This is a genomic window from Massilia putida, from assembly GCF_001941825.1.
Taxonomy (GTDB): domain Bacteria; phylum Pseudomonadota; class Gammaproteobacteria; order Burkholderiales; family Burkholderiaceae_D; genus Telluria; species Telluria putida.
This window is the reverse complement of the sequence record NZ_CP019038.1, coordinates 2186816-2212832: the sequence shown is the minus strand read 5'-3', so window position 1 is coordinate 2212832 and position 26017 is coordinate 2186816. Positions and strand designations below refer to the sequence as shown.

Genomic DNA, 26017 nt, shown 5'->3' with positions numbered 1-26017 from the left:
GTCGCGCATGGGTGTCGAGATCGAACGCAAGTTTTTGCTGGCCAATGAGGGCTGGCGCGGGCAGGGTATCCCGACGCGCATGCGCCAGGGTTATCTGGTGGCCGATGCCGTGCGGACCGTGCGCGTGCGCATCGAGGGCGAACGGGCCGTCATCACCATCAAGGGACGAAGCACCGGCGCGTCCCGCGGCGAGTGGGAATACGAGATTCCCGTGGCGGACGCGACGGAGCTGCTCGACGGCTTGTGCGAGCAGCCGCAGGTGGAAAAGATCCGCCACCGCATCGAACATGCGGGCCACACGTGGGAAGTTGACGAATTCCTCGGCCTGAACGCCGGGCTCGTCGTGGCGGAGATCGAGCTCGATGCCGAGGACGAGGCGTTCGACAAGCCCGACTGGATCGGGCAAGAGGTCACGGGCGAGAAGCGCTATTACAACTCCAGCCTGATCCGGATGCCGTATTCGCAGTGGCGGGACAAAGCGTGATGCGCCGGGCGCTGCTGCTGGCCGCGTTCGCCACGACCCTGGCCAGCGCCGCCACGCTGCCGAAGCCGAAAGCGGAGCCGTCGTACTTTCCGCCGGCGGGCGAATGGACGCACCAATCGCCGGCCCAGCTCGGCATCGACCCGATCAAGCTGCGCGCAGCCGTCGCGTACGCGCAGGCGCACGAGACGGAACGCGCCCGCGACTTTTCCGACCAGCGGCAGACCTTCGGCGAGCCGCTCGGCTCGCTGCCGTCGAAACGCGCGCCCACGAACGGCGTCGTGATCTACAAGGGCTATGTCGTCGCGGAATTCGGCGACACGCACTTCGTCGACCCGACGTATTCCGTGGCGAAGAGCATGCTGTCGACCGTCGCCGGCGTCGCCCTGCGCGACGGGAAGATCGCGAACCTCGACCAGCCCGTCGGCGCCACCGTGAAGGACGGCGGCTACGACTCGCCGCACAACGCGGCCGTCACGTGGAAGCACCACCTGCAGCAGGAATCGGAGTGGGAAGGCAGCATGTGGGGCAAGAACGCCGACTTCATCGGTATGGATGCGTTCGGCGCGGGCGAGCGCAAGCCGCGCACGTTCCAGGACCCCGGCACGTTCTACGAATACAACGACGTGCGCATCAACCGCTTCGCGCTGTCGCTGCTGCGCGTGTTCGGCAAACCCGTGCCGGACGTGTTCCAGGACGAGGTGATGGACCCGATCGGCGCGTCGCACCAGTGGAAGTGGGTGCCGTACACGAACAGCTACGTGGACATGAACGGCAAGCTCGTTCCTTCCGTCAGCGGCGGCACACGCTGGGGCGGCGGCATGTGGATCGATTCCTGGGACATGGCGCGCTTCGGCTATCTGTGGCTACGCCGCGGCAACTGGAACGGCCGCCAGATCGTGCCAGAGGATTACGTGAAGGCGGCGTTGACGCCCAGCGAACACGGTCCGGATTACGGCTATCTGTGGTGGCTGAACACGAAGGGTAAAAACCTGCCGGGGCTGCCGCCGACGGCGTTCGCCGCGCTCGGCGCCGGCAGCAACGATATCGTCATTTCTCCCGAGCACGATCTCGTGATCGTGTGGCGCTGGCACGCGGGCAACCCGGCCGAGTTCGCCAGGCGCGTGATCGCGGCGCTGCCCGGACGGTAGGCCCCGTCTTTTGTGAGGTGCGCGGCGCTTCGAGGTGGGGTAGCATGCGGTACCCAACCTCGAGGCGGCCGACCATGTCCGAACACGTACCCGAACTGATCCCCGAAAGTCTCATCCCCGATTCCGAGGCGCGCGCCGCCGTCGACCTGGCCACGCGCGGCCACCAGATCTATCCGACGCTGAGCGCGGACGACATCGCCCGCCTGCGCCGCTTCGGCACCTGCCGCACGTGGCCGGACGGCGCCACCGTGTTTCGCGCCTGCGTGGATTCGCCCGGCATGGTCGTCGTGCTGGCGGGACACTTGTTGTGCAGCCGGACGGATGCGCTCGGCAATCGCGTCGAGGTGGTCGAGTACGGTCCCGGCCAATTCGCCGGCGAAGTGGCGCAATTGTCCGGCCGGCCGCCGCTGGCCGATGGCGTCGCCGTGGGCGAACTCGAGACGCTCGTCCTCGACGCCGAATGCCTGCGCGCCGCGATCGTGGCGGAGGCCGAACTGGGCGAGCGCCTGATGCGCGCGTTCATCCTCCGTCGCGTGCAACTGATCAGCAATAAGCCGGGCGGTCCGATCCTGATCGGTCCGGCCGCGCACGCCGGCTTGTTCGAGCTGGAGAATTTCCTCTCGCGGAACGCGTATCCGTACACGCGGCGCGATCCGGAGACGGACCCGGAAGCGGCCCAGCTCGTGCGCGAGCACTGGCGGCAGCCGTCCGACTGGCCGCTCGTGGCGCTGCCGGACGGCTTCGTGCTGAAGAATCCGACCCTGGCCGAAGTGGGGCGCTGCCTCGGCACCTTGCCCCGCATCGAGCGCGGCGCCGTGTTCGACGTGCTCGTCGTCGGCGCCGGTCCGTCCGGCCTGGCGACGGCCGTGTACGCCGCCTCGGAAGGCTTGCGCGTGATGGTGCTGGACCAGCGCGCGTATGGCGGCCAGGCGGGGGCGAGCGCGCGCATCGAGAATTTCCTCGGCTTCCCGACCGGGATCTCCGGCCGCGCGCTGGCCGGCCGCTCGTACGTGCAGGCGCTGAAATTCGGCGCCGAGATCGCGATCCCCGCGCGCGCCACGCGCCTCTTGTGCCACGAGCGTCCGCTCAAGGTCGAACTGGACGACGGCACGTGCCTGCAGGCGCGCACCGTCGTGCTGGCGGCGGGCGCGCGCTACCGCAAGCCGGACCTGCCGAACATCGCCGAGTACGAAGGCCGCGGCGTCTACTACTGGGCGTCGCCCGTGGAGGCCAGGTTGTGCCGCAACGAACCCGTCATGCTCGTCGGCGGCGGCAATTCGGCGGGGCAGGCGGCCGTCTTCCTCGCGGCGCACGCGTCGGAAGTGCATATGCTGGTGCGCGGACCTGGGCTGGAGGCGACGATGTCCAGCTACCTGATCGAACGCATCGCGGCCACGCCCAACATCCACTTGCACACGCGGCGCGAAATCGCCGGGCTGGAAGGCGACGAGAACGGCCTCAACCGCGTGCGTTGCCGCGCCAGAGACGGCGGCGACACGCGCGAGTTCCCCGTGCGGCGCCTGTTCCTGTTCATCGGCGCCGACCCGAACAGCGACTGGCTGCACGAATGCGGCGTCGAACTGGACGACAAGGGTTTCGTGCTGACCGGCGCCGAGACGCGTCCGGAACACGGCGCCCGCACGCTCGAGACGAGCGTCGACGGCCTCTTCGCCGTGGGCGATCTGCGGGCCGGATCGACCAAGCGCGTGGCGGCCGCGGCGGGCGAGGGTGCGGCCGCGGTGGCGCAGATCCACGGCTATCTGGCCTCGCTCGCCCAGCGCTGACCGGCCGCGCATGCGGAGGGCTCGACGGTTCGATTGAACCTTCTAGATGACAGCAGGCATAATCCTCGGCACGCGGCCGTACGCCGTGCGGCGTAGCCCGAGGAGCTCAATGGCATTTCCCGTACTGTCACCATTCGGCCTGCGCGCCTGCTGCGCCGTCGCGCTGTTGCTGTGTCCACTCACGACGACCGGCGAGCAGACGCAGACGCAGGCGCAACGCTTGCGCGAGGCCGGTGCCATCGCGCGCTTCGTGCCGGACGAGGCGTCGCGCCGGCTGCGCGCCATGGAGTTCGACATGGCCGCCGCGCCGGCGCCGTTGCGCACGGACTTCCTGTATTTCTACAGCACCGCCGAGCGCGGCATCGGCGACCTGACGCATGCCCTGGCATTGGCCGACCAGCTGGTCGCTTATGGGCGGCGCAACAATGACAACGTGGCGCTTGCCAAAGGCTTGATCGCGCGCGCCAATACGCTCTATGTGCGGGAAGACCTGGCCGCGTCTCACGCCACGTCGTTCGAGGCGGAACGCGTCGCCTTGAGCACCGACGACATGCCGACGAAGGTGCTGGCGACCATCGCCGCCGGACTATCGTTCCAGGAGGAGGGCAATTATCCGGCGGCGCTGTCGAAACTGCACGCCGCCGTCGACATGGCACGCCGGACGCCGGTCGACACCGCACCGTTGGCAAGCGCGCTGCACGCGCTGGTGCGGCTGTACCTGAATATGGGCGAGTTGGACAAGGGCTGGGAGGTGCAGCAGGAATCGTTGGCCGTGGCCAGGAAGATGGCATCCCCGGGGGCCATCGCCACGGCGCTGGGCGACGAATACGCCCTGGCGGTCGAGCAGAACGCCTTCGAGCGGGCACGCCATGCCCTGTTCGAGGAACTCGGGCTCGAACGCAGCATGGGCGCACGCCAGATGGGGGCCACGACGCTCGTCAATCTGTCGGATTGTTACCTGAAGGAGGGCCGCTTCCACGAGGCCCAGGTCTATGCCGCGCAAGCGCTGGAGGCCGCCATCGACGTCAGGAGCAACAACGACATCGCGACCGCCCGCGTCAACCTGGGGCAGGCGCTGCTCGGGCAGGGGCGCCTGCTTGACGGCAAGCAGCAGTTCGAGGCGGGCCTGGCGACCTATGAAAAACAGGGCGACAAGCCGGAACTGCTGGCCGTGCTGCGCGAGTATGGGCGCGCGCTGGAACACGCCGGCGACTATCGTGGCGCCGTCGACGCCTACAACCGCGAGCGCAGGCTCTCCGCCGAAATCTTTGCCGAGCAGCGCCGGAAAGCCTTGATGGAGCTGCAGCAGCAATATGACGCCGAGACCAGGCAGCGCCGGATCGAAGCGCTGCGCCAGGAGAACCGTGCCGCCAAGGCGGAGCTGGACAATCGCCGCTTGCAGCAGCGCATCTGGTGGCCGCTGGCCGGGATCGGCACGCTGGCCGCGTTGATCGTCGGACTGCTCTACCGGAAGGTAAGGCGCGCCAACACCGCGCTGGAAGAAAAGAACCGGCAATTGAAGCGGCAAAGCGCGCTCGATCCGCTCACGCAGCTGTACAACCGCCGCCACTTCCAGGAGTTCATGGCCCGGGAAGGGTGCGGGACGGCGGGCGCGCTGTTCCTGGTGGACGTCGACCGCTTCAAGGGCATCAACGACACGCTGGGCCATGCGGCCGGCGACGCCGTGTTGAAGACGATCGCGCACAATCTGCGGCTGGCATTGGGCGAGACCGACATGATCGTGCGCTGGGGCGGCGAGGAATTCCTCGTGTTCCTGCCGGCGGTCGCGCGCGCCGCACTGGACGACGTCGCGCTGCGCATCCTGCACGGCATCTCGGCGCACCCGGTCGAATACCGGAACGGATGCGTCCCGGTCACCGTGTCCGTGGGCTTCGCGCCGTTTCCGCTGTCGCTCGGCGGCACGCCGCTGACGTGGGAACAGGTCGTCGGTCTCGCGGACAGCGCCCTGTATCTGGCGAAATCGCATGGCCGCGACCGCGCATACGGCGTACGCGGATTGTCCGGCACCGTGCCTGCGTCGCTGGACACGATCGAACGCAACCTGGAGCAGGCGTGGCGCGCGGGATGGGTGGACCTGTCGGTGGTGCCGGGCGCCGTCGAGGAGGCGGTGCGGCTGCACGGGTGACGGCCGCCCGCCGGTCAATCGCGCGGCAGGTCGCGCTCGGGTTCGGCGGCCCGCGTCAGCCAGCGCGACGATGGCCCGTTCGTCCGGCGCGAAACCGCCGTCAGGCGCGCATTCACATCCTGCGGCACGGCATGGGCCTGGCGGCTGGCGGCTGGCATCCTGGCCCCGCGCGCTCGGGCGCACGCGCGTCACGCGCCCGTCCGCGTCGTCGCCGACGCGCCCGATCGGGGCGGCCGCCTGCATCCGCTTGGACAGATTCGCGACGGCGGCCGGCGCCACCCGCAGTCCCTTCGATCTCGCCGACCGGATATCCGCGGTCGAATATTCGCGGGCAGAGCACATTTCGGATCACTGTCCTGAGACACGACATCCGCTCATGATGAGGGCACGGCCTGAACGATTCGCCATGCGGAGACGCGGCTCAGCACGGGCGATCTCGCGGACTTGCTTCCGGGATCGTGCTCAAAAAAGGGCTCTGACCCCAAAAAGCCCGGCACGCGGCCGGGCCCGGATCGGGACGTGCGAACGTCAGTGGAAGTGCTCGTTCCCCGCCGGCGTATCTTCCGGCATCTCGGCATGCACCAGTTCGCCGCTGGGGTCGGCGAACAGCGGCGCGCCGCAGTCGTCGCAGTATTCGGCGACATAGCGTTCGCCGATGCGCTTGACGTGGGTGATGCCGACGTCGTTCAGGTGCTTGACGATCTCGTCCAGCGGCGCCAGCGGACGGTCGCCGCCGCCGGCCGGGCCTTCCATCGGCGTGCCTTCTTCGTCTTCCTGGCCGTACAGGGGCCAGACGATGCCGTACACGACGTCCGGCGACTGGCGCAAGGTGAAGCCGACGCGGTATTCGTCGACCTGGCTGTCGTTGATTTCGTCGCCGAAGCCGGCGATGACGGCGCGCAGGTCGTTCGGTTCCACGCCCAGCGTGTTCGTCAGGTAGTGCACGGCGGCGCGGATCGACACCGGACGGATCAGCTTGTCCGCCTCGCGGCACGCCACGTAATACGCTTCCGGCAGCAGCAGCTCGACGCCGCAGCCCGGCAGCAGGCGGGCGATGTTCGGGCCGGCCTGGGCGCGCCATTGCTCGAGGGCGTTCTCGCGCTCGGCTTCGAAATTGATGTGGTGCTGCGGTTCCTGCCAGCGGAACAGCGGGGCGCCGAGCGGGGCGATGACGGCCACGAGCAGGTAGCGCGTGTCGGCCAGGAATTGCGACGTGTCCGGACCGGGCGCCGCCGGCTTCACCGTCGTGCCCTTGTGGGCGGCGGCGGCGAGCTTGTGCGTCAGCGCATAAGTCTCGGCATGGGTGCGCGGCAACTGGTCGATCGAGTACAGCGTCGGCGCGATGGCCAGCTTCGTGTTGTCGGCCAGCAGGTGGGCGCCGAAGTGGGCCGTCAGCGTGTTCAGGATGTCGCCGGGGATCGTGCCGGACGCGATCGAGAAGCGGGTCCAGGCGAGGATCGGCGCCGCCACGAGCAGGGCCTGCCACGTGGTCTCGGTGCCGTCGCCCGCCTGTTCGGTCATCGTCGAGGACTCGCTGACCGCCTCGACGCCATCCATCAGCACGTCGTAGACCGCGAGATCGCCCTTGAACAGGACGTTGAGGGCGGCGTCGATGCTGTCCTGGTGGTTCGTCTTGAGCAGCTTCTGCAGCTGGCTGTCGAGGTTGCGTTCCCAGGCCCGTTCTTCAACGCGGCTGGCGGCCTGCACGATGGCATTGCTGAAGCTGATGAGACGCTGGCTTTCTGCCGAAAGTTTGGGTGAATCTTTGGAAGGGCGACGCATACGCTTGGAGAGTCTCTTCGGTAAGGGTGATGTTCGTGTTCTTGCAAACCAGGGGGTCATGATAAACCCTTATCCCCGGTATTGTAGTTGATTCGGCCACACCCCAGTAACACAACGGCAATATCGATGCTGTCGCGTTCCCGCGTCACCTTCGCTTGATTGCCCAGCAGCGCTTGTCAAAGGCGCTAATCGGAACGATAATGCGAATCGTTCTCATTCATATTCACTCCGATAGCGTCGTACCAAGAGACGACCGGCACGCCAGTCCCCACACCATGACCACGAAGAAAAACAATTCCCCAACCCCGACCTCCTTCATCACGAGCCGCAAGCATGCGCGCACGCTGCCGGCGCCCGCATTGGCCGTGCTGGCGTCGCTGGCGCTGCCGGCCGTCGCCCATGCCGGTCCCGACGTCACGCCCGATCCGGCGATCCCGAGCGTGCAGGTGACGGGCGCCAACCAGCAGCAGGCGTCGGCCAACGACAAGTTCACGGCGCCGCTGCTCGACACGCCGAAATCCGTCACCGTCGTGCCGGCCGACGTGATCGCGCAGACGGGCGCCACGTCGCTGACGGACGCGCTGCGCACCGTGCCCGGCATTACCATCGGCGCGGCCGAGGGCGGCAATCCGGTCGGCGACAATATGTTCATCCGCGGCTACAACGCCCAGACGGACACGTATATCGACGGGATCCGCGACTCGGGTTCGCAATCGCGCGAGATCTTCGACGTGGAACAGGTCGAAGTCGTGAAGGGCCCGAACTCGGCCTACGGCGGCCGCTCGTCGGCCGGCGGCGGCGTCAACCTCGTCACCAAGACGGCGCAGGCCTATGATGTCAATCGCGCCAGCGTCGGCATCGGCACGGACAAATACCGCCGCCTGACCGGCGACATCAACCGCAACATCGGCAGCGACAGCGCCTTCCGCCTGAACGTGATGGCGCACGAAGCCGACGTGCCGGGCCGCGACGTCGTCGGCGGCAAGCGCTGGGGTATCGCGTCGACCGTGACCTTCGGCCTCACGGGCCCGACGCGCGCCATCGTCAGCGTCTACCACCTGACCTCGCACGAGATCCCGGACACGGGCATCCCGTTCAACAACCCGATCACGACCGGCGCCAACGTCGCGAAGAACGGCAACGGCGAACCGTTCAACGTGGACCGCGCGACGTTCTACGGCCTGGCCCGCCGCGACTTCCGCGACACGAAAGCGGACATCGCCACCATCGACCTGCGCCACCAGCTGGCCAACGGCATCCTGCTCCGCAACGTCACCCGCTACGGCAAGTCCAACAACGACTACGTCTGGACCCAGCCCGACGATTCCAAGGGCAACACGGTCCTGTACGGCACCGTCTGGCGCCGCGCCAACACGCGTGTCACGGAAACCCGCACGGCGACCAACGTGACGAGCCTCTCGGGCGACCTGGTCACGGCCGGCGTCAAGCACACGTACAACGCGGGCATCGAGTTCGACCGCGAGACGACCGACCGCAGCAACTACCTCTTCACGCCGGGCACGAACAACCCGCTGACGGGCACGTTCACCTGTCCGACGTCGGGCGCCGCCACGCTGTACAACTGCACGACCTTGGTCGATCCGAACCCGTATGACCCGTGGGTCTACACCCGCGCCGTGTCGGGCGCGCTGACGCACGTGAACACGAAGACGAAGTCGGCGTACGCGTTCGACACCATCGAATTCAACCCGCAATGGCAGGTGAATCTCGGCGCGCGCCATGACGACTTCCAGAGCGTGCTGAACACGCTGGCAACAAGCACGACGGCGGCCGTGCAGACGCACGTCGACAGCAATTTCTGGAGCTGGCAGACGGGCCTCGTGTACAAGCCGGCGTCCAACGGCAGCATCTATCTGGCGTACGCCACGTCGGCGACCCCGCCGGGCAACGACGGCGGCGACGGCCTGGACGCGCTGACGGTGGCCGTGCAGAACCTGCAGCCCCAGCGCAGCAAGAACATCGAGCTGGGCACGAAGTGGGACGTGATGCCGGGCGGACGCCTGTCGCTGACGGCGGCCGTCTTCAGGAGCACGATGAACAATGCCCGCGTGACGGCGCCGGACGGCACCAGCCGGAACATCGGCCGCAAGGAAGTGAAGGGCGTCGAGCTGGGCTTCTCGGGCAAGATCACGTCGCTGTGGAGCGTGTTCGGCGGCTACACCTACCTGGACGCGGAAGTGGCCGACAACGGCTACCTGAACGTCGGCACGACGGCGAAGCCGGTGTACGTCGTCTCGCCGTACAACGGCAACCGCTTCCCGGCCACGCCGAAGAACTCGGCCACGCTGTGGACGACGTATGCGTTCGCGAAGGGCTTCACGGCCGGCCTGGGCGTGAATGCGATGTCGAAGGTCTACGGCAGCGTGAACAACAACAAATGGGCGCCGGGCTACACCCGTGTCGACGCGATGGCCACCTATGCGCTGAACGCGGACGTCAGCCTGCAACTGAACGTGCAGAACCTGACGGACAAGTTCTATTTTGACCGGGTCTCGTCGCCGCACTATGCCGGCGTGGCACCGGGCCGGTCGGCGACGCTGTCGGCCAACGTCAAGTTCTGACCGGGACGCCCGATCATGATGCTGCATATCCCGGCCGTGCTCACGCCGGACCAGGTGCGGGACATGCGCGCGCGCCTGGCCGCGACCGACTGGATCGACGGCCGCGCCAGCGTCGGCAGCCAGGGCGCGCAGGTCAAGCGCAACCGCCAGCTGGCGGAGGGTTCTCCGCTGGCCGTGGAGCTTGGGCAGATCGTCAGCGCCGCGCTGATGGCCAACCCGCTGTTCTTTTCGAGCGTGCTGCCGCTGCGCATCCTGCCGCCTTACTTCAACAGCTACGCGGGCGGCGAGCATTACGGCCCGCACGTCGACGGCGCGATCCGCGCGCAACGGGGCGCGTCTCCGGTGCGCGCGGATGTGTCATGCACCGTGTTCCTGAGCGATCCCGACGACTACGATGGCGGCGGGCTGACCGTCGTCGACACGTACGGCACGCACGAGGTGAAGCTGCCGGCGGGCGATGCGATCGTCTACGCGTCGACGAGCGTGCACGAGGTGCAGCCGGTCACGCGCGGCGAGCGCGTGGCGTCGTTCCTGTGGGTGCAGAGCATGGTGCGCGACGACTGGAAGAGGGCGATGCTGTTCGAGCTGGACACGACCATCCAGGCCTTGCGCGCGCGGCATGGCGACGGGCCGGAGCTCGTGGCGCTCACGGGGCATTATCACAACCTGTTGAGGATGTGGGCGGAGACCTAGACGGGAGGGGACAGGACGGGAGGGGGGCAGCAGACGGGAGAGGCAGCAGACGGGAGAGGCAGCAGACGGGAGGGGTCAGAGCCCGGTTTTTCTTTTGGGGCTCTGACCCCGGCGCCCAGAGGCGCCGCGTCCAGGCACCGCAGTCAGAGAACCGGCGCCGCGTCAGAGCACCGGGGTCAGAGCCCAGCCATCAACACCGGGCTCTGACCCCTCTGCCGAAAAAAGGGCCGGATCCCTGGCGGGACCCGGCCTTTTTTCGGCTTATGCCGCCAGCAGTTGGCGCAGCACGAACGGCAGGATGCCGCCATGCTTGTAGTAGTCCACTTCGATCGGCGTGTCGATGCGCAGCAGGACCGACGTTTCCTTGGTCGAACCGTCGGCGCGGTGGATCACGAGGGTCGCCTGCATCTGCGGACGGATCTCGCCTTCCAGGCCCTTCAGGTCATAGGTCTCGTTGCCGGTGATGCCCAGCGTCTCGACGCTGTCGTCGCCGAGGAATTGCAGCGGCAGCACGCCCATGCCGACCAGGTTGGAACGGTGGATGCGCTCGAACGAACGGGCGATCACGGCCTTCACGCCCAAGAGCTGGGTGCCCTTGGCGGCCCAGTCGCGCGAGGAACCGGTGCCGTATTCTTCGCCCGCGAAGATCATCGTCGGGGTGCCTTCCGCGATGTACTTCATGGCCGCGTCGTAGATCGACAGCTGTTCGCCGCTCGGCTGGTGGATGGTGATGCCGCCCTCGACCGCGGAACCGTCGGCCTTCGGCGGAATCATCTTGTTCTTGATGCGGACGTTCGCGAACGTACCGCGCATCATGATCTCGTGATTGCCGCGGCGCGAGCCGTACGAGTTGAAGTCGGCCTTGATGACGCCGTGGTCCTTCAGCCATTTACCGGCCGGACCGTCTTCCTTGATCGAACCGGCCGGGGAGATGTGGTCGGTGGTGATCGAGTCGCCGAACACGCCCAGTGCGCGCGCGCCCTGGACACCCGCCGCAGCCGCTTTCGGGGTCATCTCGAAGTCGGCGAAGAACGGCGGCTCGGCGATGTACGTCGACTCCGGCCAGTCGTAGACCTGGCCCGACACCGACGACACGGCTTCCCACAGCGCGCCGGGGTTGCCCTTGACGTCGGCGTAGTTGGCCTTGAAGACGTCGGAATTCATCGCGAACTTCATCAGGTCGTGGATCTCTTGCGAGGTCGGCCAGATGTCGCCAAGGTAGACGTCGACGCCGTCCGAGCCCTTGCCGACCGGTTCCGTCATCAGGTCGCGCGTGACGTTGCCGGCGATCGCGTAGGCGACGACCAGCGGCGGCGAGGCCAGGAAGTTCGAGCGGATGTTCGGATGGATGCGCGCTTCGAAGTTACGGTTGCCCGACAGGACGGCGGCGGCGATGATGTCGTTCGACGTGATCGCGGCGTTCAGTTCCGGGGTCAGGTCGCCGGCGTTGCCGATGCAGGTGGTGCAGCCGTACGCGGTCACGCCGAAGCCGAGCTGCGTCAGGTAAGGCAGCAGGCCGGCCGCTTCCAGGTAGTTGGTGACGACGCGCGAGCCCGGGGCCAGCGAGGTCTTGATGTGCGGTGCGACCGTGAGGCCTTTTTCGACGGCCTTCTTGGCCAGCAGGCCCGCGGCCAGCAGCACGCTCGGGTTCGACGTGTTGGTGCACGAGGTGATCGCGGCGATCAGCACGTCGCCGTTCTTCACGCGCACGCCATTGGTCGTCTCGTAGACTTTCGACAGGTCTTCCGGCGACTTGTTGAAGCCGTTTTCGCTCGTCGGCTTGGAGAACAGCTCGGTGAAGTTGGTCTTCACGTTGCCCAGTTCGATGCGGTCCTGCGGACGCTTCGGGCCGGCCAGCGACGGGGTGACGGTCGACAGGTCCAGGTGCAGCACGCGGGTGTAGTCGATCTCGCCTTCTTTCGGGATGCCGAACAGGTGCTGGGCCTTGAAGTAGTTCTCGAAGGCGGTCAGTTCTTCTTCGGTGCGGCCGGTGCCGCGGAAGTATTCGACGGTCTTTTCGTCGACCGGGAAGAAGCCCATCGTCGCGCCGTATTCCGGTGCCATGTTGCCGATGGTGGCGCGGTCGGTGGTCGACAGCGACGCGGTGCCTTCGCCGAAGAATTCCACGAACTTGCCGACGACTTTTTCCTTGCGCAGCATCTCGGTGATGGTCAGCACGAGGTCGGTCGCGGTGCAGCCTTCGCGCAGCACGCCGGTCAGGTTGACGCCGATGACGTCCGGGGTCAGGAAGTAGACCGGCTGGCCCAGCATGCCGGCTTCCGCCTCGATGCCGCCCACGCCCCAGCCCACGACGCCCACGCCGTTGATCATGGTGGTGTGCGAGTCGGTGCCGACCAGCGTGTCCGGATAGTACATGCCGTCGTTTTTCATCACGCCGCGTGCCAGGTACTCCAGGTTCACCTGGTGCACGATGCCGAAGCCCGGCGGCACGACGCCGAACGTGTCGAACGCCTGCATGCCCCACTTCATGAACTGGTAGCGCTCGTTATTGCGCTGGAACTCGATCTTCATGTTCAGGTCGAGCGCGTCCGGGGTGCGGAAGTGGTCGATGGTGACCGAGTGGTCGACGACCAGGTCCACCGGGACCAGCGGCTCGATCTTCTTCGGGTCAAGGCCGGTCTTGGCGGCGACGTTGCGCATCGCGGCCAGGTCGGCCAGCAGCGGCACGCCGGTGAAGTCCTGCAGGACGACGCGGGCGACGACGAACGGGATCTCGTCGGTGCGGGTAGCGGTCGGTGCCCAGTTCGCCAGCTGGCGTACGTGCTCTTCGGTGACCTTCTTGCCGTCGCAGTTGCGCAGCACGGATTCGAGGACGATACGGATCGATACCGGCAGGCGCGACAGGTTCACGCCCAGCGACTCGGCGAGCGCAGGGAGGGAATAGAACCGGCCGGTCTGTCCGCCTGCGAGCGGGAATTCCTTCAGCGTATTCAACGTGTTGTGAGACATTAAATGCTCCTTCTTTAAGGATTTTTGTTGTTTCCTACAACTCGGTCAGCCATGCGGGGCGGGCATCAGCTGTTCTTTTCGGTCGGCGCGGCGGCCACTGCCGGCTTGGCCTGGTCGGCGTCCTTGCATTCGTTGGCCAGTTGGCGGTTCTGCTTCGAGTCGAGCAGGATCCCTTTCGACGGGATGCCGATCCAGACGAGGCCAATCTTCGCGTTTTCGTAGCGCATGGCGCCCGTCGTCGTGCCCACCTTGTCCATGCGGCGCAGGTGGTTTTTCCAGCGCAGGGCGATGTGGCTGTCGTCCATCGGGTTGCGGTAGATGGCGATTTTATTGTTCAGTTCGCACGAGTATTCGGCCAGCGTCGTGTCCGTGACGTCCGGTTCCGGTTCGTCGTCGGCGACCTCCTGCTTGGCGTCTTCTTTTTTGGCTTTCTTGTGCTTGGAGGACTTTGCCTTGTCCTTCAGGGCCTTCGTGGCCTTGGGATGGGTGTCGGTGGCGGATGCCGGCGCGCAAGCACCGGCGGCCGCGAGCGCGAAGGCACAGGCGGCGGCGATTTGTTTCAGGGTGATGGCCATCAGATGGATTCCGGTTGATTGACGAGTGCCGCCGCGGCATCCGGCAGCGCAAGGCCGGCCAGCTTCGCGCGCTGCAACACCGTCCAATAATATCGGTAGCTGGCGCGGTCGTGCAAGCGGCCGGCGTGGGCAATCGGGCCCCAGTCTTTCGCCATCGCCGCAAGCAGGATGCTCGTCGCCTCGTTCACTTCCGCCAGGCGCGGCGTGAACGCCTTGACGATCGGCTTGATCTGATCGGGATGGATGCTCCACATGCGCGTAAAGCCGAATTCGGCGGCGGCACGCTGGGCATCGTTGGCGACGACCGCGCTGTCCTTGATCTCGGTCGTCACATTATGCGAAGGGACTTTGTCATGCGCATGACATGCCGCAACCATCTCCAGCTTCGCCCGGACGACGAGGGGATGGGTAAATTGACCCGGCGTACGCATCGCGGCCGCCGGTACCGCGCCGTAGTGCGCGGAGACGAAATCCATGATGCCGAACGACAGCGACTCGACCTGGGGCAGGGCGGCGATGGCGTAGACGTCGTGCAGGGCGCCGTGCGTCTCGATCAGCACGTGCAGCGGGAGCGGCTTCGCCGCGGCGCGCCCCGCTTTCGCGGCCGCGCGGTTGACGGTTTCCTGCGCGCGCAGCACGTCTTCAAGGCTGTCGGGCTTGGGCAGCACGACGTAGGCGAGCTTGTGCGCGGCGGCGCCCACGATGATCTCGACGTCCTGCTCGAAATGCGGGCTCCCGACGTCGTGCAGGCGGGCGCCGATGCGGTTGAAGCGGTTGTCGTCGCTATTGACGAGCGATGCCACCAGCTCCGCATGGGCGCGCTCGTCGCCGGCGCTGGCGCCGTCCTCGCAGTCGAAGGTGATGTCGAAAATGGGACCAAGCTCTTGTTGCAGGGCCATCGACTTGCGCATCAGCTTCTCGCTGCCGGCGTAGTGGTCGCAGGCAGGGAGCAGCAGCGGCTGGCGCTGACCCTGGAATAAAACCTCGGAAGGGTGCATGGTCTGGTCTTTGATGATTCAGCGTCCCGGTCTTGTGCCAAACGTATGCGTTACGCCGGCATAGGTGGGCAGGGGCTGCCCACCCTACGGCAGGTACGCGGTTCGTTTGGTGGGCAGCCTCTGCCCACCGAACGTATGCTTACCTTTCGTGTGTAATTACTTGCCCAGCAGGTGAGCGACGCCTGCGCGCTCTTCGTTCAGTTCGTTCAGCGTCAGGTTGATACGCTCTTGCGAGAACTGGTCGATTTCCAGGCCTTGCACGATCTTGTACTCGCCGTTTTCGGTGGTCACCGGGTAGCCGAAGACGATGCCTTCCGGAATGCCGTACGAACCGTCCGAGGGCACGCCCATCGTGGTCCACTTGCCGCCCGTGCCCAGCACCCAGTCACGCACGTGGTCGATGGCGGCGTTGGCGGCCGAGGCGGCCGACGATGCGCCGCGGGCGTCGATGATGGCGGCGCCGCGCTTGCCGACGGTCGGCAGGAACGTGTTGCGGTTCCATTCGTCGTCGTTGATCAGGTCCTTGACCGACTGGCCGTCGACGGTGGCGAAGCGGTAGTCGGCGTACATGGTCGGCGAGTGGTTGCCCCAGACGACCATCTTCTCGATGTCGCCGACGGCCTTGCCGGTCTTGGCCGCGACTTGCGACAGGGCGCGGTTGTGGTCCAGGCGCAGCATGGCGGTGAAGTTCTTGGCCGGCAGGTTCGGGGCCGACTTCATCGCGATGTGGGCGTTGGTGTTGGCCGGGTTGCCGACCACCAGGACTTTCACGTCACGCGACGCGACGGCGTCCAGCGCCTTGCCCTGCACCGTGAAGATCTGGGCGTTGGCTTCCAGCAGGTCTTTACGCTCCATGCCCGGGCCGCGCGGACGGGCGCCGACCAGCAGGGCGACGTCCGCATCCTTGAACGCGGTCATCGGATCGCTGTGGGCGGTCATGCCGGCCAGCAGCGGGAATGCGCAGTCTTCCAGTTCCATCATGACGCCTTTCAGCGCCTTCTGTGCCTTTTCGTTGTCGATTTCGAGCAGCTGCAGAATGACCGGCTGGTCCTTGCCCAGCATGTCGCCGTTGGCGATGCGGAACAGCAGGGAATAGCCGATCTGGCCGGCCGCGCCGGTAACGGCAACGCGCTTAGGGGTTTTAGCCATGATGAATCTCCAAAGTTTGGGAAAGAAAACGGGGCGACGCAGAAGGATACGCCTGTTTGGGAAAACTGCAATGATACCAAAAGCGCCATCCGGCAAGCGGGCGTGCGACGCATTGCGGCTCAGCGTGCGCCCACGCTCGATCGACCGCGAGTGTAGTCCTGCGCCATTCCATCTGTCAATTCATATCATATGTCTTATATAAGACACATAATCAGAGGCGTTCCTCACTGGACGGACCGTAGGATTTATGAAAAAATCGCTGTCTATGAACCAAGCCCCGTCCAATCCGAACAGCAATGGCGCCACGACTACGAGCGCCGGCAGCGCTGTCGGCGGCGCGGCGCCATCCCCCACATTCTCCCCGCTTTACCAGCAGATCAAGGCGCTCATCACGCAGAGCCTGCAGTCCGGCGAGTGGAAGCCGGGCGAACTGATTCCCAGCGAAGTCGAGCTGGCCGGCCGCTACAAGGTCAGCCAGGGCACCGTGCGCAAGGCCATCGACGAGCTCGCCGCCGAGCACCTCGTCGTGCGCCGCCAGGGTAAAGGCACCTTCGTCGCCACCCACAACGAGGCGCGCGCCCACTTCCGTTTCCTCAAGCTGATGCCCGACGAAGGCGTCCCCCAGCATTTTGAACACGAATACCTCGAAGTCAAGCGCATTCGTGCGCCGGCCGACGTGGCGCGCCTGCTCGACCTGAAATCGGGCGACGCCGTCGTCTATATCAAACGGCTGATGAGCGACGGCGGTGCGCCGACCATTCTGGAAGAACTCTGGCTGCCGGGGCAGTTGTTCAAAGGGCTGACGGCCGAGCGCCTGGCGGAATACAAGGGCCCGATGTACGGCCTGTTCGAATCGGAATTCGGCACGCGCATGATCCGCGCGTCCGAGAAAATCCGGGCGGTGGCGGCCGATGCGGCGACCGCGCAAGCGTTGAAGGTGGCGGAAGGCACGCCGCTGCTGTGCGCGGACCGGGTGTCGTTCACGTACGGGGACAAAGCGGTGGAATTGCGGCGCGGGTTGTATCTGACTGCGAAGCATCATTACCAAAACGAATTGTCCTGAATAGTTTTTGCGCTGGCTCTATGCTGGTGCGGTTGTCGCTGGTAGCGATTACAATGTTTTGATTTTGGGAAAGCGTCGAGAGGCCCAGTCGGCGTGTTTCAGCGAGGATCCGGAGGCGTTACCTCCAGGCCCGGAGCAGGTCACAAAATCAGCGAAATGCGGGTATCAATATAAATAAGCCAGTTTTTAGGGAGGTGTTCCAATGTCCGAAGCCGTGAAAAACGCGCAAAAAAGAGGGCAGCCGATCCGTAATGTGAGCATTACGGACATCACGATGAATTACAAACAGCCGCCGTCGGCGATCGTGTCGATCCTGCACCGTATCAGCGGCTTCGTGCTGTTCCTCTTCCTGCCGTTCCTGCTCTACCTGTTCGAGCAAAGCATCCGCTCCGAGATCTCGTTCGCGCACTTCGCCGGGATCGTCAGCCATCCGTTCACGAAGATCGTCATCCTGGGCCTGTCCTGGGGCTACCTGCACCATTTCTGCGCCGGTATCCGCCACCTGTTCATGGACAACCACATGGCGCTCGACAAGGATGCGTCGCAGCGCACCGCGCGCTACGTGCTGATCGTAAGCCTGGTCCTGACGCTGCTGGTCGCTCTCAAACTGTTCGGAGTGTTTTAATTATCATGGCTACTACCCCCAAGAACATCGGACAGCGCCGCCTCGTCGTCGGCGCGCACTACGGCATGCGCGACTGGCTGGCCCAGCGCGTCACCGCCATCGTGATGGTCGTCTTCACCGTCATCCTCTTGGCCTCGTTCCTGACCGGCCAGAATTTCACCTACGAAGGCTGGGCCGGCCTGTTCGCCCGCCAGTGGTTCAAGCTTTTCACGATGGTCACGTTCTTCGGCCTGTTCTACCACGTGTGGGTCGGCATCCGTGACATCTGGATGGACTACGTCAAACCGGTCGGCATCCGCCTGACCCTGCAGATCGCCACGGTGCTCTGGCTGCTCGCCTGCGCCGCCTGGACTGTGCAAATTCTCTGGAGCGTGTAATCGTGGCAGCAATCAACAACAACATCCCCGTCCGTCACTTCGACGTGGTCATCGTCGGCGCCGGCGGTTCCGGCCTGCGCGCCGCGCTGCAATTGTCCGAAGCGGGCCTGAACGTGGCCGTGCTGTCGAAAGTCTTCCCGACCCGCTCGCACACCGTCGCCGCCCAGGGCGGCATCGGCGCCTCGCTGGGCAACATGAGCGAGGACGACTGGTACTGGCACATGTTCGACACCGTGAAAGGGTCGGACTACCTGGGCGACCAGGACGCCATCGAATTCATGTGCCGCGAAGCGCCGAAGGTCGTGTACGAGCTCGAACACTTCGGCATGCCGTTCGACCGCAACCCGGACGGTACGATCTACCAGCGTCCGTTCGGCGGCCACACGGCGAACTTCGGCGAGAAGCCGGTGCAGCGCGCCTGCGCCGCCGCCGACCGTACCGGCCACGCGCTGCTGCACACGCTGTATCAGCGTAACGTCCGCTCGCGCACCCACTTCTTCGTCGAGTGGCAGGCGCTGGACCTGGTGCGCAACGCCGACGGCGACGTGCTGGGCGTCGTCGCGCTCGAGATGGAAACGGGCGACGTCATGATGCTGCAGGCGAAAACGACCGTGTTCGCCACGGGCGGCGCGGGCCGCATCTTCGCCGCCTCGACCAACGCCTTCATCAACACCGGCGACGGCCTGGGCATGGCGGCGCGTGCCGGCATCCCGCTGCAGGACATGGAGTTCTGGCAGTTCCACCCGACCGGCGTGGCCGGCGCGGGCGTCCTGATCACGGAAGGCGTGCGCGGCGAAGGCGGTATCCTGATCAACGCCAACGGCGAACGCTTCATGGAGCGCTATGCGCCGACCTTGAAAGACCTGGCGCCGCGCGACTTCGTGTCGCGTTCGATGGACCAGGAAATCAAGGAAGGCCGCGGCGTCGGCCCGAACAAGGACCACGTGCTGCTGGACCTGCGCCACATCGGCGCGGACACGATCCGCAAGCGCCTGCCGTCGATCCTGGAAATCGGCCATAAATTCGCCAACGTCGACGCGACCAAGGAACCGATTCCCGTCGTCCCGACCATCCACTACCAGATGGGCGGCATCCCGACCAACATCCACGGCCAGGTCGTCGTCCCCGACGGTACCGGTTCGCAGAAAGTGGTCAACGGTTTGTATGCGATCGGCGAATGCTCGTGCGTGTCGGTGCACGGCGCGAACCGCCTGGGCACGAACTCGCTGCTCGACCTGGTGGTGTTCGGCCGCGCGGCCGGCAACCACATCGTCGCGCAGAACCTGAAGGAGCAGGGCAACCGCGCGCTGCCGAAGGATTTCGCGGACTACGCGCTGGGCCGTCTGAACCGCCTGGAAAACTCGACGGGCGGCGAGAAGGTGCAGGACGTGGCCAACGCCATCCGCGCCACGATGCAGAAGCACTGCGGCGTGTTCCGTACGCAGGCGCTGATGGACGAAGGCGTCAAGGAAATCATGGCGCTGGACGAGCGCCGCAAGCACGTCTCGTTCAAGGACAAATCGAAGGTGTTCAACACGGCGCGCATCGAAGCGATCGAGCTGGACAACCTGATCGAAGTGGCCAAGGCGACCGTGGTGTCGGCCGCGGCGCGCAAGGAATCGCGCGGCGCCCACGCCCACAGCGACTACGAGCAGCGCGACGATGTGAACTGGATGAAGCACACCCTGTTCTACTCGGAAGGCAACCGTCTCGACTACAAGCCGGTCGTGACCAAGCCGCTCACCGTCGACACGTTCAAACCGAAGCCCCGCACGTTCTAATTTAGGCACACCATGGCACGCACAGTTCACCTGAAAATCTACCGCTACGATCCGGACAAGGATGCGAAGCCCTATATGCAAGACGTCACCGTCGAGCTGAAAGACACCGACAAGATGCTGCTGGACGCACTGCAGCGCATCAAGTCGGACGTCGACGACTCGCTCGCGCTGCGCCGCTCGTGCCGCGAAGGCGTGTGCGGTTCGGACGCGATGAACATCAACGGCAAGAACGGCCTGGCCTGCACGACCAACCTGAACGAGCTGACGCAGCCGATCGTGCTGCGTCCGCTGCCGGGTCTGCCGGTCATCCGCGATCTGATCGTGGACATGACCAACTTCTTCAAGCAGTACCACTCGATCAAGCCGTACCTGATCAACGACTCGATCCCGCCGGAGAAAGAGCGCCTGCAGTCGCCCGAAGAGCGCGAAGAGCTCGACGGCGTGTACGAGTGCATCCTGTGCGCGTGCTGCTCGACGTCGTGCCCGTCGTTCTGGTGGAATCCGGACAAGTTCGTGGGCCCGGCCGGCCTGCTGCAGGCGTACCGCTTCATCGCCGACTCGCGCGACGAGGCGACCAACGAGCGCCTGGACAACCTGGAAGACCCGTACCGCCTGTTCCGCTGCCACTCGATCATGAATTGCACGGACGTGTGCCCGAAGGGTTTGAACCCGAACAAGGCCATCGGCAAGATTAAGGAATTGCTGGTCCGCCGGGCGATCTAAAAGCAGCTCGACGGGGCCGTCCGACGGCCCTGTCGCGCCGGTATCCTGCGCTTAATATTGCTTAATTACAGTAAAACTACCGTACTGCCGACGCCCGGCAGCCGGAGTATAGTGTTGACCCAACAACGGACTCTAGTGTGAAAACGCATCAATCCGACCCCGCCAACCGTGCCCGCCTTCGCTGGCGTGCCCGCCGCGGCCTGCTCGAAAACGACCTGATCCTCACGCGCTTCCTCGACGCGCATGAAGAAGAATTGACGGACGAGGAAGTCGATGCGCTGACCCGGTTGCTGGACCTGGCGGACAACCCGCTGATGGACCTGCTGCTGGGCCGCGCCGAGCCCGAAGGCGAGGTCGACCTGCCGCACGTGCGTGCCCTGGTGGCGCGCCTGCGGCAAGCCTGAGGCGTCCACGCTGTCACGGACGCCGGTAACGAAACCGGAAGATTTCGTTTTTATCTTGTACCCACCTCCCAAAGAAGGAAGTGCCATGAACATCTCTGATACCAAAGCCACCCTGTCGTTCTCGGACGGCAGCCAATCGGTAGACATGCCGATCTACAAGGGCACGATCGGCCCGGACGTCATCGACATCCGCAAGCTGTACGGCCAGACCGGCAAGTTCACCTATGACCCTGGCTTCATGTCGACCGCTGCCTGCCAGTCGGCCATCACGTACATCGATGGCGACAAGGGCGAGCTGCTGTACCGCGGCTACCCGATCGAGCAGCTGGCCGTCAACTGCGACTTCCTGGAGACCTGCTACCTGCTGCTGAACGGCGAACTGCCGAACGCCAAGCAGAAGGAAGAGTTCGTCAACACCGTGACCAAGCACACGATGGTCCACGAGCAGATGCAATTCTTCTTCCGTGGCTTCCGCCGCGACGCGCACCCGATGTCGGTGCTGGTGGGTACCGTCGGCGCGCTGGCGTCGTTCTACCACGACTCGCTGGACATCAACGACGCGAAACAGCGCGAGATCTCGGCCATCCGCCTGATCGCCAAGCTGCCGACCCTGGTCGCCATGGCATACAAGTACTCGATCGGCCAGCCGTTCGTGTACCCGCGCAACGACCTGTCGTACAGCGCGAACTTCATGCGCATGATGTTCGGTAATCCGTGCGAAGAGTACAAGGTCAACGACGTGCTCGTCCGCGCCCTGGACCGCATCCTGATCCTGCACGCCGACCACGAGCAGAACGCATCGACCTCGACCGTCCGTCTGGCCGGTTCGTCGGGCGCCAACCCGTTCGCCTGTATCGCAGCCGGTATCGCCTGCCTGTGGGGCCCGGCACACGGCGGCGCGAACGAAGCCGCACTGAACATGCTGAAGGAAATCGGCTCGGTCGAGAACATCCCGGCCTTCATCGAGAAGGTCAAGGACAAGAACTCGGGCGTGAAGCTGATGGGCTTCGGTCACCGCGTGTACAAGAACTTCGACCCGCGCGCCAAGCTGATGCGCGAAACCTGCCACGAAGTGCTGAACGAACTGGGCCTGCAGGACGACCCGCTGTTCAAGCTGGCGATGGAACTGGAAAAGATCGCCCTGAACGACGAATACTTCGTGTCGCGCAAGCTGTACCCGAACGTCGACTTCTACTCGGGCATCGTGCAGTCGGCCCTGGGCATCCCGGTCTCGCTGTTCACCGGTATCTTCGCGATGGCCCGTACCATCGGCTGGATCGCCCAGTGGAACGAGATGATCGCCGACCCGGAACAGAAGATCGGCCGCCCGCGCCAGCTGTTCGTCGGTTCGACCGTTCGCGACGTGCCGACCATCGACAAGCGTTGATTCGCCACTGTCGACGACAAGAAGCGAGCCTGCGGGCTCGCTTTTTTTGTTAACGCGTCGTCCTCGCGCAAGCGGGACCCATGCTGCGCTGCAGAATTCGGTATGTCGGAAGCACAGCAATGCTCTCGATTACTTGATATCGGAAACTCAGCATGGATTCCCGCGTTCGCGGGAACGACGGTAACTCAAAAAAACGGCCGCCGGATCGCTCCGGCGGCCGTTGCATGCAACGTTATCGATTAACGATCAGACAGCGTAATACGCCTCGACCGTGCCTTTCAGCTTGATCAGCATCGGACGGCCCTTGCGGTCCAGGGTCTTGCCGGCGGCGACCTTGATCCAGCCTTCGCTCAGGCAGTATTCCTCGACGTCGGTGCGTTCCTTGCCGTTGAAACGGATGCCGACCGGGTGCTTGAAGACTTCCGCGTTGTGGTGCGGGCTCTTCGGGTCGATGGACAGGCGGTCGGGCAGGGGTGGGAGTTGGGTAGTGTCGTTCATGGCCAGAATTATCCACGATTCCCGGCGCGCGCGCGAGCGCCGCATGCATCGGCATGAAGGCCCTCGTCACTACTGACACTTGCCCCTGACCTTCGCCACGGCCACGAAGGGCAGGGCCAGCAGGCCGGTCAGGAAGAACGTGGGCTGGCGCTTGAGGCCGTCCGCATGCAGGCAGTCGGGCACGGTGGCGTCCTCGACCTGGCGCGCGAAGATGTCGTAGCGGTTCGCGCGCAGCGTGTCCGCTTCGTGCAGGCGGGGATTGTCCGGTTTCTCGGCCAGCGTGTCGCGCACGGCCTTGCGGATGGCGTCCTCGTCCAGGCGTTGGCGGAAGGATGCCGGCGGCGGCGGTTCCCGGTCGGTGGCCCAGGCAGCGGAATCAATGGCCATCAGCAGGCCGACGAGGACGAGGGAGCGCATGTTGATAAATGTACACCAGCCCGAATAAAGTTGTTGAACTGGCACATTTCGTTACACAATGTCTTTCTCGCCCAGGAAAGGACCCCGACATGAAATCGCTCATCCTCGCGTGCTGCCTGTTCGTCGCGTCACTCGCGCATGCCGCCGTCGACCCAGCTCTCGCGCAGCAGGTGAACGCGTTCGTCGACGGCTGGCACGACGACGCGGCCCACGCACGCATGCGCTACTTCGACAAGATGGCGCCGGACGGCGTCTACATCGGCACGGACCGCAGCGAGCTGTGGCAGCGCGACGCCTTCCGCGAATGGGGCCGCAAATACTTCGAGGGCAAGCAGGCCGCCTGGGTGTTCTACCCCACGCGCCGCAATGTGTATGCGACGCCGGACGGTGCGCTGATCTGGTTCGACGAGCTGCTCGACACGGAAAACATGGGGCATTGCATGGCCAGCGGGGTCATCCGCAGGACGGCGGCCGGGTTCGAGATCGTGCATTACCAGCTGTCGCTGGCGGTGCCGAACGAGGCGGCGAAGCGGGTGATCGAGGTCGTGAAGACGGCCGAGGCGGCGCCCGCATCAAAATAATTCGAGGTTCTGCTGCGCGGCGGGCGGCGTCTTCTTCACGGGCGCTTTCGGCGCCGCCCACGCCTTCATCGCATCGGACGGATAATGCCGCAGGAAGCTGCGCGCCAGCTCCGGTTCGCGGCAGTGCAGCCAGGCGTCGACGTCGCTTGGCGGCAGCACGACGAGCGCGCGTTTTTCGTCGTCGGGCTTATGGAAGCGCCGCATCAGCGGGTGGTCGTCGGCGTTGATCGTGATCTGCGTGAACGATGCCGCGATCGTCCCGTCGGCCTCGGACCACTCGCGCCACAGGCCGGCCACGAAGAACAGGCTGTCGTCCTGCATGCCGATGCCGAAGCGCTCGGCGCGGCCGCTTTCGTAGCAGGGCTCGTAAAAACAGGTCATCGGCACGGCGCACAGCTGGGCGCGGCGCCAGGCCGGCGCGAACGAGCGCTTCTCGCCCAGCGATTCGGCGCGCGCGTTCATCGTGTCGAACGGTTTGACGCCGGCCGGAATGTGCCGGCGCGGCACCATGCCGTAGCTGGCCAGCTGCAGCACGCGTTCGCCGTCCACGCCCGTGCGCACGATCGGGGCGGTGTAATCCTTCCACGTCTCGCTGGGCCAGTCCCAGTCGCGATACAGGTCGACCAGGGTGCCGAGCACCATGTCGAGTTGTTCAGGCAGCGGAGGGCGGTAGTTGACGCACATGGCATTAATTCTGACACAAAACGCGCCCGTCAACGCGTCCGCCGCCACCACACCGCCAGCCCGGTCACCAGGAACGCGAGGGGGCTCAAGCCGACGATGGTGATGACGATCCGCCCAATGGTGCCGAACGCCTCGCCCGTATGCAGCGGGAACTGCCAGTCGATGAACGCGTCGCCGGCCTGTGCGCGCAGCGGGTCGCGCACGCGCAGGATGCGCCCCGTGGCCGCGTCGACCGTGACGCGGGTATTGCCGCCGCCCTGGCGCACTTCGCCGCTCTGGCGCAGCCGGACTTCGTACGGCAGTCCCGGCTTCGCGGGCAAGACGACACGCGACATGCGCGCGGCCGGGAAGAGGTCGGCGGCCGCGCGCGCCGCCCGCGCCACCTGGATGTCGCCCGCCGCCTCGTTCTTCAGCTTCTCCTGCGGCGACACGGCCGCGAACGTGGCCACGACGGGCGTGATCCACTGCGGCTGGTTGAACAGGCAGCCGGAAAAGCCGAGCACCGCCAGCACCGGCGCGACGACGGCCCCGGCCGCGCGGTGGAAGCTGTAGTTAAAGCGCGGCCACGAGCCGCGGTGCGCCACGGTGAACGCCTTGCGCCACGCCGCGATGGTCGCCTTGGGCCACCACAGCACGAGACCGACGACGGACATGAACAACAGCGCGAGCCCGGAGACGGCGATGACCGTCTTGCCGACGTCGCCGGCCAGCAGGTAGCGGTGCAAGTGGAACAAGGTCGGCATCAGCAAGGGCCGCGACAGGCCGGGCTCGCCCCACACGCGTTCTCCGGTCACGGTGAGACTGGCCGGATCGACCATCACCTGGCGCGACCGGTCCAGCGTGAACGGGCCGCGCGCGCCAAGCGCCGGCAGGCGATACCACGCGATGGCCACCTCGCCGCCGTCTTCCGGCAGCGTCACCTGGCTGGGCCGGCCGTAAGCGGGATCGTTCGCCAGGCGGTCGACGATGCGCCCGATCGCGCCGGGCGCGAGCGGGCCGGATGCCGACGCGTGGAACAGCGACGGATTGAGCGCGCCGTCGAGTTCATGCATCCACGCGAGGGCGCAGCCGGTGAGGCCGGACAGGCCGAACACGCAGCCGAAGACGAGCGCCACGGCCAGGTGCAGGCGCCGGAACCAGGAACGGAATGTGCCGCGTACCATCGC

The 26017-nt window shown here is 65.6% G+C and carries 24 protein-coding genes; 14 read left to right on the top strand and 10 right to left on the bottom strand.

Translation table 11 applies throughout. From position 1 onward, the window contains the following. The first annotated feature begins 7 nt into the window (after positions 1 to 7). From BVG12_RS12125 to BVG12_RS12110, 4 genes are all read left to right on the top strand, one after another. Positions 8 to 484 carry a CYTH domain-containing protein gene (locus tag BVG12_RS12125; protein WP_075792604.1) on the top strand — a complete coding sequence of 159 codons (477 nt, stop codon included), beginning with the start codon at positions 8 to 10 and terminating at the stop codon, positions 482 to 484. Next, positions 484 to 1632: a serine hydrolase domain-containing protein gene (locus BVG12_RS12120; protein WP_075792603.1), complete on the top strand. Its 1149-nt coding sequence runs from the start codon at positions 484 to 486 to the stop codon at positions 1630 to 1632. Before BVG12_RS12125 ends, BVG12_RS12120 begins: the two co-directional genes overlap by 1 nt. 74 nt (positions 1633 to 1706) lie before the next feature. Next, positions 1707 to 3416 carry an FAD-dependent oxidoreductase gene (locus BVG12_RS12115; protein WP_075792602.1) on the top strand — a complete coding sequence of 570 codons (1710 nt, stop codon included), beginning with the start codon at positions 1707 to 1709 and terminating at the stop codon, positions 3414 to 3416. Between the two features lie 109 nt (positions 3417 to 3525). Next, positions 3526 to 5562, top strand: a complete 2037-nt coding sequence (locus BVG12_RS12110) for a tetratricopeptide repeat-containing diguanylate cyclase (RefSeq protein ID WP_075792601.1) — start codon at positions 3526 to 3528, stop codon at positions 5560 to 5562. Positions 5563 to 5576: 14 nt separating this feature from the next. Here the strand turns inward: BVG12_RS12110 and BVG12_RS34015 are convergent, their stop codons facing one another. After that, positions 5577 to 5720, bottom strand: coding sequence for a hypothetical protein (locus BVG12_RS34015; protein WP_156895616.1), 144 nt, complete (start codon positions 5718 to 5720; stop codon positions 5577 to 5579). 370 nt (positions 5721 to 6090) lie between these two features. Continuing rightward, positions 6091 to 7344, bottom strand: a complete 1254-nt coding sequence (locus tag BVG12_RS12105) for a DUF2863 family protein (protein WP_075792600.1) — start codon at positions 7342 to 7344, stop codon at positions 6091 to 6093. Positions 7345 to 7619: 275 nt separating this feature from the next. Between BVG12_RS12105 and BVG12_RS12100 the strand changes: the two genes are divergently transcribed. Together BVG12_RS12100 and BVG12_RS12095 are read left to right on the top strand one after the other, a co-directional pair. After that, positions 7620 to 9926 carry a TonB-dependent receptor gene (locus tag BVG12_RS12100; protein ID WP_075792599.1) on the top strand — a complete coding sequence of 769 codons (2307 nt, stop codon included), beginning with the start codon at positions 7620 to 7622 and terminating at the stop codon, positions 9924 to 9926. Positions 9927 to 9941: 15 nt separating this feature from the next. Then, entirely contained in the window at positions 9942 to 10619 is a 678-nt protein-coding gene (locus BVG12_RS12095; RefSeq protein ID WP_075792598.1) for a Fe2+-dependent dioxygenase, read from the top strand. A gap of 261 nt (positions 10620 to 10880) precedes the next feature. On the opposite strand, the gene acnA is transcribed toward BVG12_RS12095, so the two are convergent. The 4 genes from acnA to BVG12_RS12075 all read right to left on the bottom strand — a co-directional run bounded on the left by acnA (position 10881) and on the right by BVG12_RS12075 (position 16311). After that, a complete protein-coding gene (acnA, locus tag BVG12_RS12090; protein ID WP_075792597.1) occupies positions 10881 to 13589 on the bottom strand; it encodes an aconitate hydratase AcnA in 2709 nt (902 codons plus the stop codon). Positions 13590 to 13654: 65 nt separating this feature from the next. Continuing rightward, positions 13655 to 14164, bottom strand: coding sequence for a hypothetical protein (locus BVG12_RS12085; protein ID WP_083684946.1), 510 nt, complete (start codon positions 14162 to 14164; stop codon positions 13655 to 13657). Further along, the gene (locus tag BVG12_RS12080; RefSeq protein WP_075792596.1) at positions 14164 to 15162 is read right to left on the bottom strand and encodes an HpcH/HpaI aldolase/citrate lyase family protein; all 999 of its coding nucleotides are present in this window, start codon (positions 15160 to 15162) and stop codon (positions 14164 to 14166) included. The genes BVG12_RS12085 and BVG12_RS12080 overlap by 1 nt, the downstream gene beginning before the upstream one ends. Before the next feature lie 156 nt (positions 15163 to 15318). Then, complete coding sequence (locus tag BVG12_RS12075) at positions 15319 to 16311, bottom strand: malate dehydrogenase (protein WP_075792595.1); 993 nt, start codon at positions 16309 to 16311, stop codon at positions 15319 to 15321. Positions 16312 to 16576: 265 nt separating this feature from the next. Between BVG12_RS12075 and BVG12_RS12070 the strand changes: the two genes are divergently transcribed. The 7 genes from BVG12_RS12070 to gltA all read left to right on the top strand — a co-directional run bounded on the left by BVG12_RS12070 (position 16577) and on the right by gltA (position 22671). Beyond that, complete coding sequence (locus BVG12_RS12070) at positions 16577 to 17374, top strand: GntR family transcriptional regulator (RefSeq protein WP_075792594.1); 798 nt, start codon at positions 16577 to 16579, stop codon at positions 17372 to 17374. Between the two features lie 202 nt (positions 17375 to 17576). Further along, positions 17577 to 17999 (top strand): succinate dehydrogenase, cytochrome b556 subunit, encoded by a 423-nt coding sequence (gene sdhC / locus BVG12_RS12065; RefSeq protein ID WP_075792593.1) that lies wholly within the window; start codon positions 17577 to 17579, stop codon positions 17997 to 17999. A gap of 5 nt (positions 18000 to 18004) precedes the next feature. Beyond that, the gene (sdhD, locus tag BVG12_RS12060) at positions 18005 to 18376 is read left to right on the top strand and encodes a succinate dehydrogenase, hydrophobic membrane anchor protein (RefSeq protein ID WP_075792592.1); all 372 of its coding nucleotides are present in this window, start codon (positions 18005 to 18007) and stop codon (positions 18374 to 18376) included. A gap of 2 nt (positions 18377 to 18378) precedes the next feature. Next, the gene (sdhA, locus tag BVG12_RS12055; protein WP_075792591.1) at positions 18379 to 20157 is read left to right on the top strand and encodes a succinate dehydrogenase flavoprotein subunit; all 1779 of its coding nucleotides are present in this window, start codon (positions 18379 to 18381) and stop codon (positions 20155 to 20157) included. 12 nt (positions 20158 to 20169) lie between these two features. After that, complete coding sequence (locus tag BVG12_RS12050; protein WP_075792590.1) at positions 20170 to 20880, top strand: succinate dehydrogenase iron-sulfur subunit; 711 nt, start codon at positions 20170 to 20172, stop codon at positions 20878 to 20880. Between the two features lie 137 nt (positions 20881 to 21017). Further along, positions 21018 to 21284: an FAD assembly factor SdhE gene (locus BVG12_RS12045; RefSeq protein WP_047823985.1), complete on the top strand. Its 267-nt coding sequence runs from the start codon at positions 21018 to 21020 to the stop codon at positions 21282 to 21284. A gap of 85 nt (positions 21285 to 21369) precedes the next feature. Beyond that, positions 21370 to 22671, top strand: a complete 1302-nt coding sequence (gene gltA / locus BVG12_RS12040; protein WP_075792589.1) for a citrate synthase — start codon at positions 21370 to 21372, stop codon at positions 22669 to 22671. 246 nt (positions 22672 to 22917) lie between these two features. Here gltA and BVG12_RS12035 read toward each other — a convergent pair whose 3' ends face one another. Further along, positions 22918 to 23169, bottom strand: coding sequence for a DUF3297 family protein (locus BVG12_RS12035; protein WP_036240304.1), 252 nt, complete (start codon positions 23167 to 23169; stop codon positions 22918 to 22920). Between the two features lie 69 nt (positions 23170 to 23238). After that, a complete protein-coding gene (locus BVG12_RS12030) occupies positions 23239 to 23586 on the bottom strand; it encodes a hypothetical protein (protein WP_075792588.1) in 348 nt (115 codons plus the stop codon). An 89-nt stretch (positions 23587 to 23675) separates the two neighbouring features. Between BVG12_RS12030 and BVG12_RS12025 the strand changes: the two genes are divergently transcribed. Then, on the top strand, positions 23676 to 24167 hold the full coding sequence (locus BVG12_RS12025) for a nuclear transport factor 2 family protein (RefSeq protein ID WP_075792587.1): 492 nt from the start codon (positions 23676 to 23678) through the stop codon (positions 24165 to 24167). Here BVG12_RS12025 and BVG12_RS12020 read toward each other — a convergent pair. Together BVG12_RS12020 and BVG12_RS12015 are read right to left on the bottom strand one after the other, a co-directional pair. Beyond that, on the bottom strand, positions 24159 to 24851 hold the full coding sequence (locus BVG12_RS12020) for an SOS response-associated peptidase (protein ID WP_075792586.1): 693 nt from the start codon (positions 24849 to 24851) through the stop codon (positions 24159 to 24161). The two genes, BVG12_RS12025 and BVG12_RS12020, sit on opposite strands and share 9 nt — an antisense overlap. A 29-nt stretch (positions 24852 to 24880) precedes the next feature. Beyond that, positions 24881 to 26014: a PepSY-associated TM helix domain-containing protein gene (locus BVG12_RS12015; RefSeq protein ID WP_075792585.1), complete on the bottom strand. Its 1134-nt coding sequence runs from the start codon at positions 26012 to 26014 to the stop codon at positions 24881 to 24883. Positions 26015 to 26017: the final 3 nt, after the last annotated feature.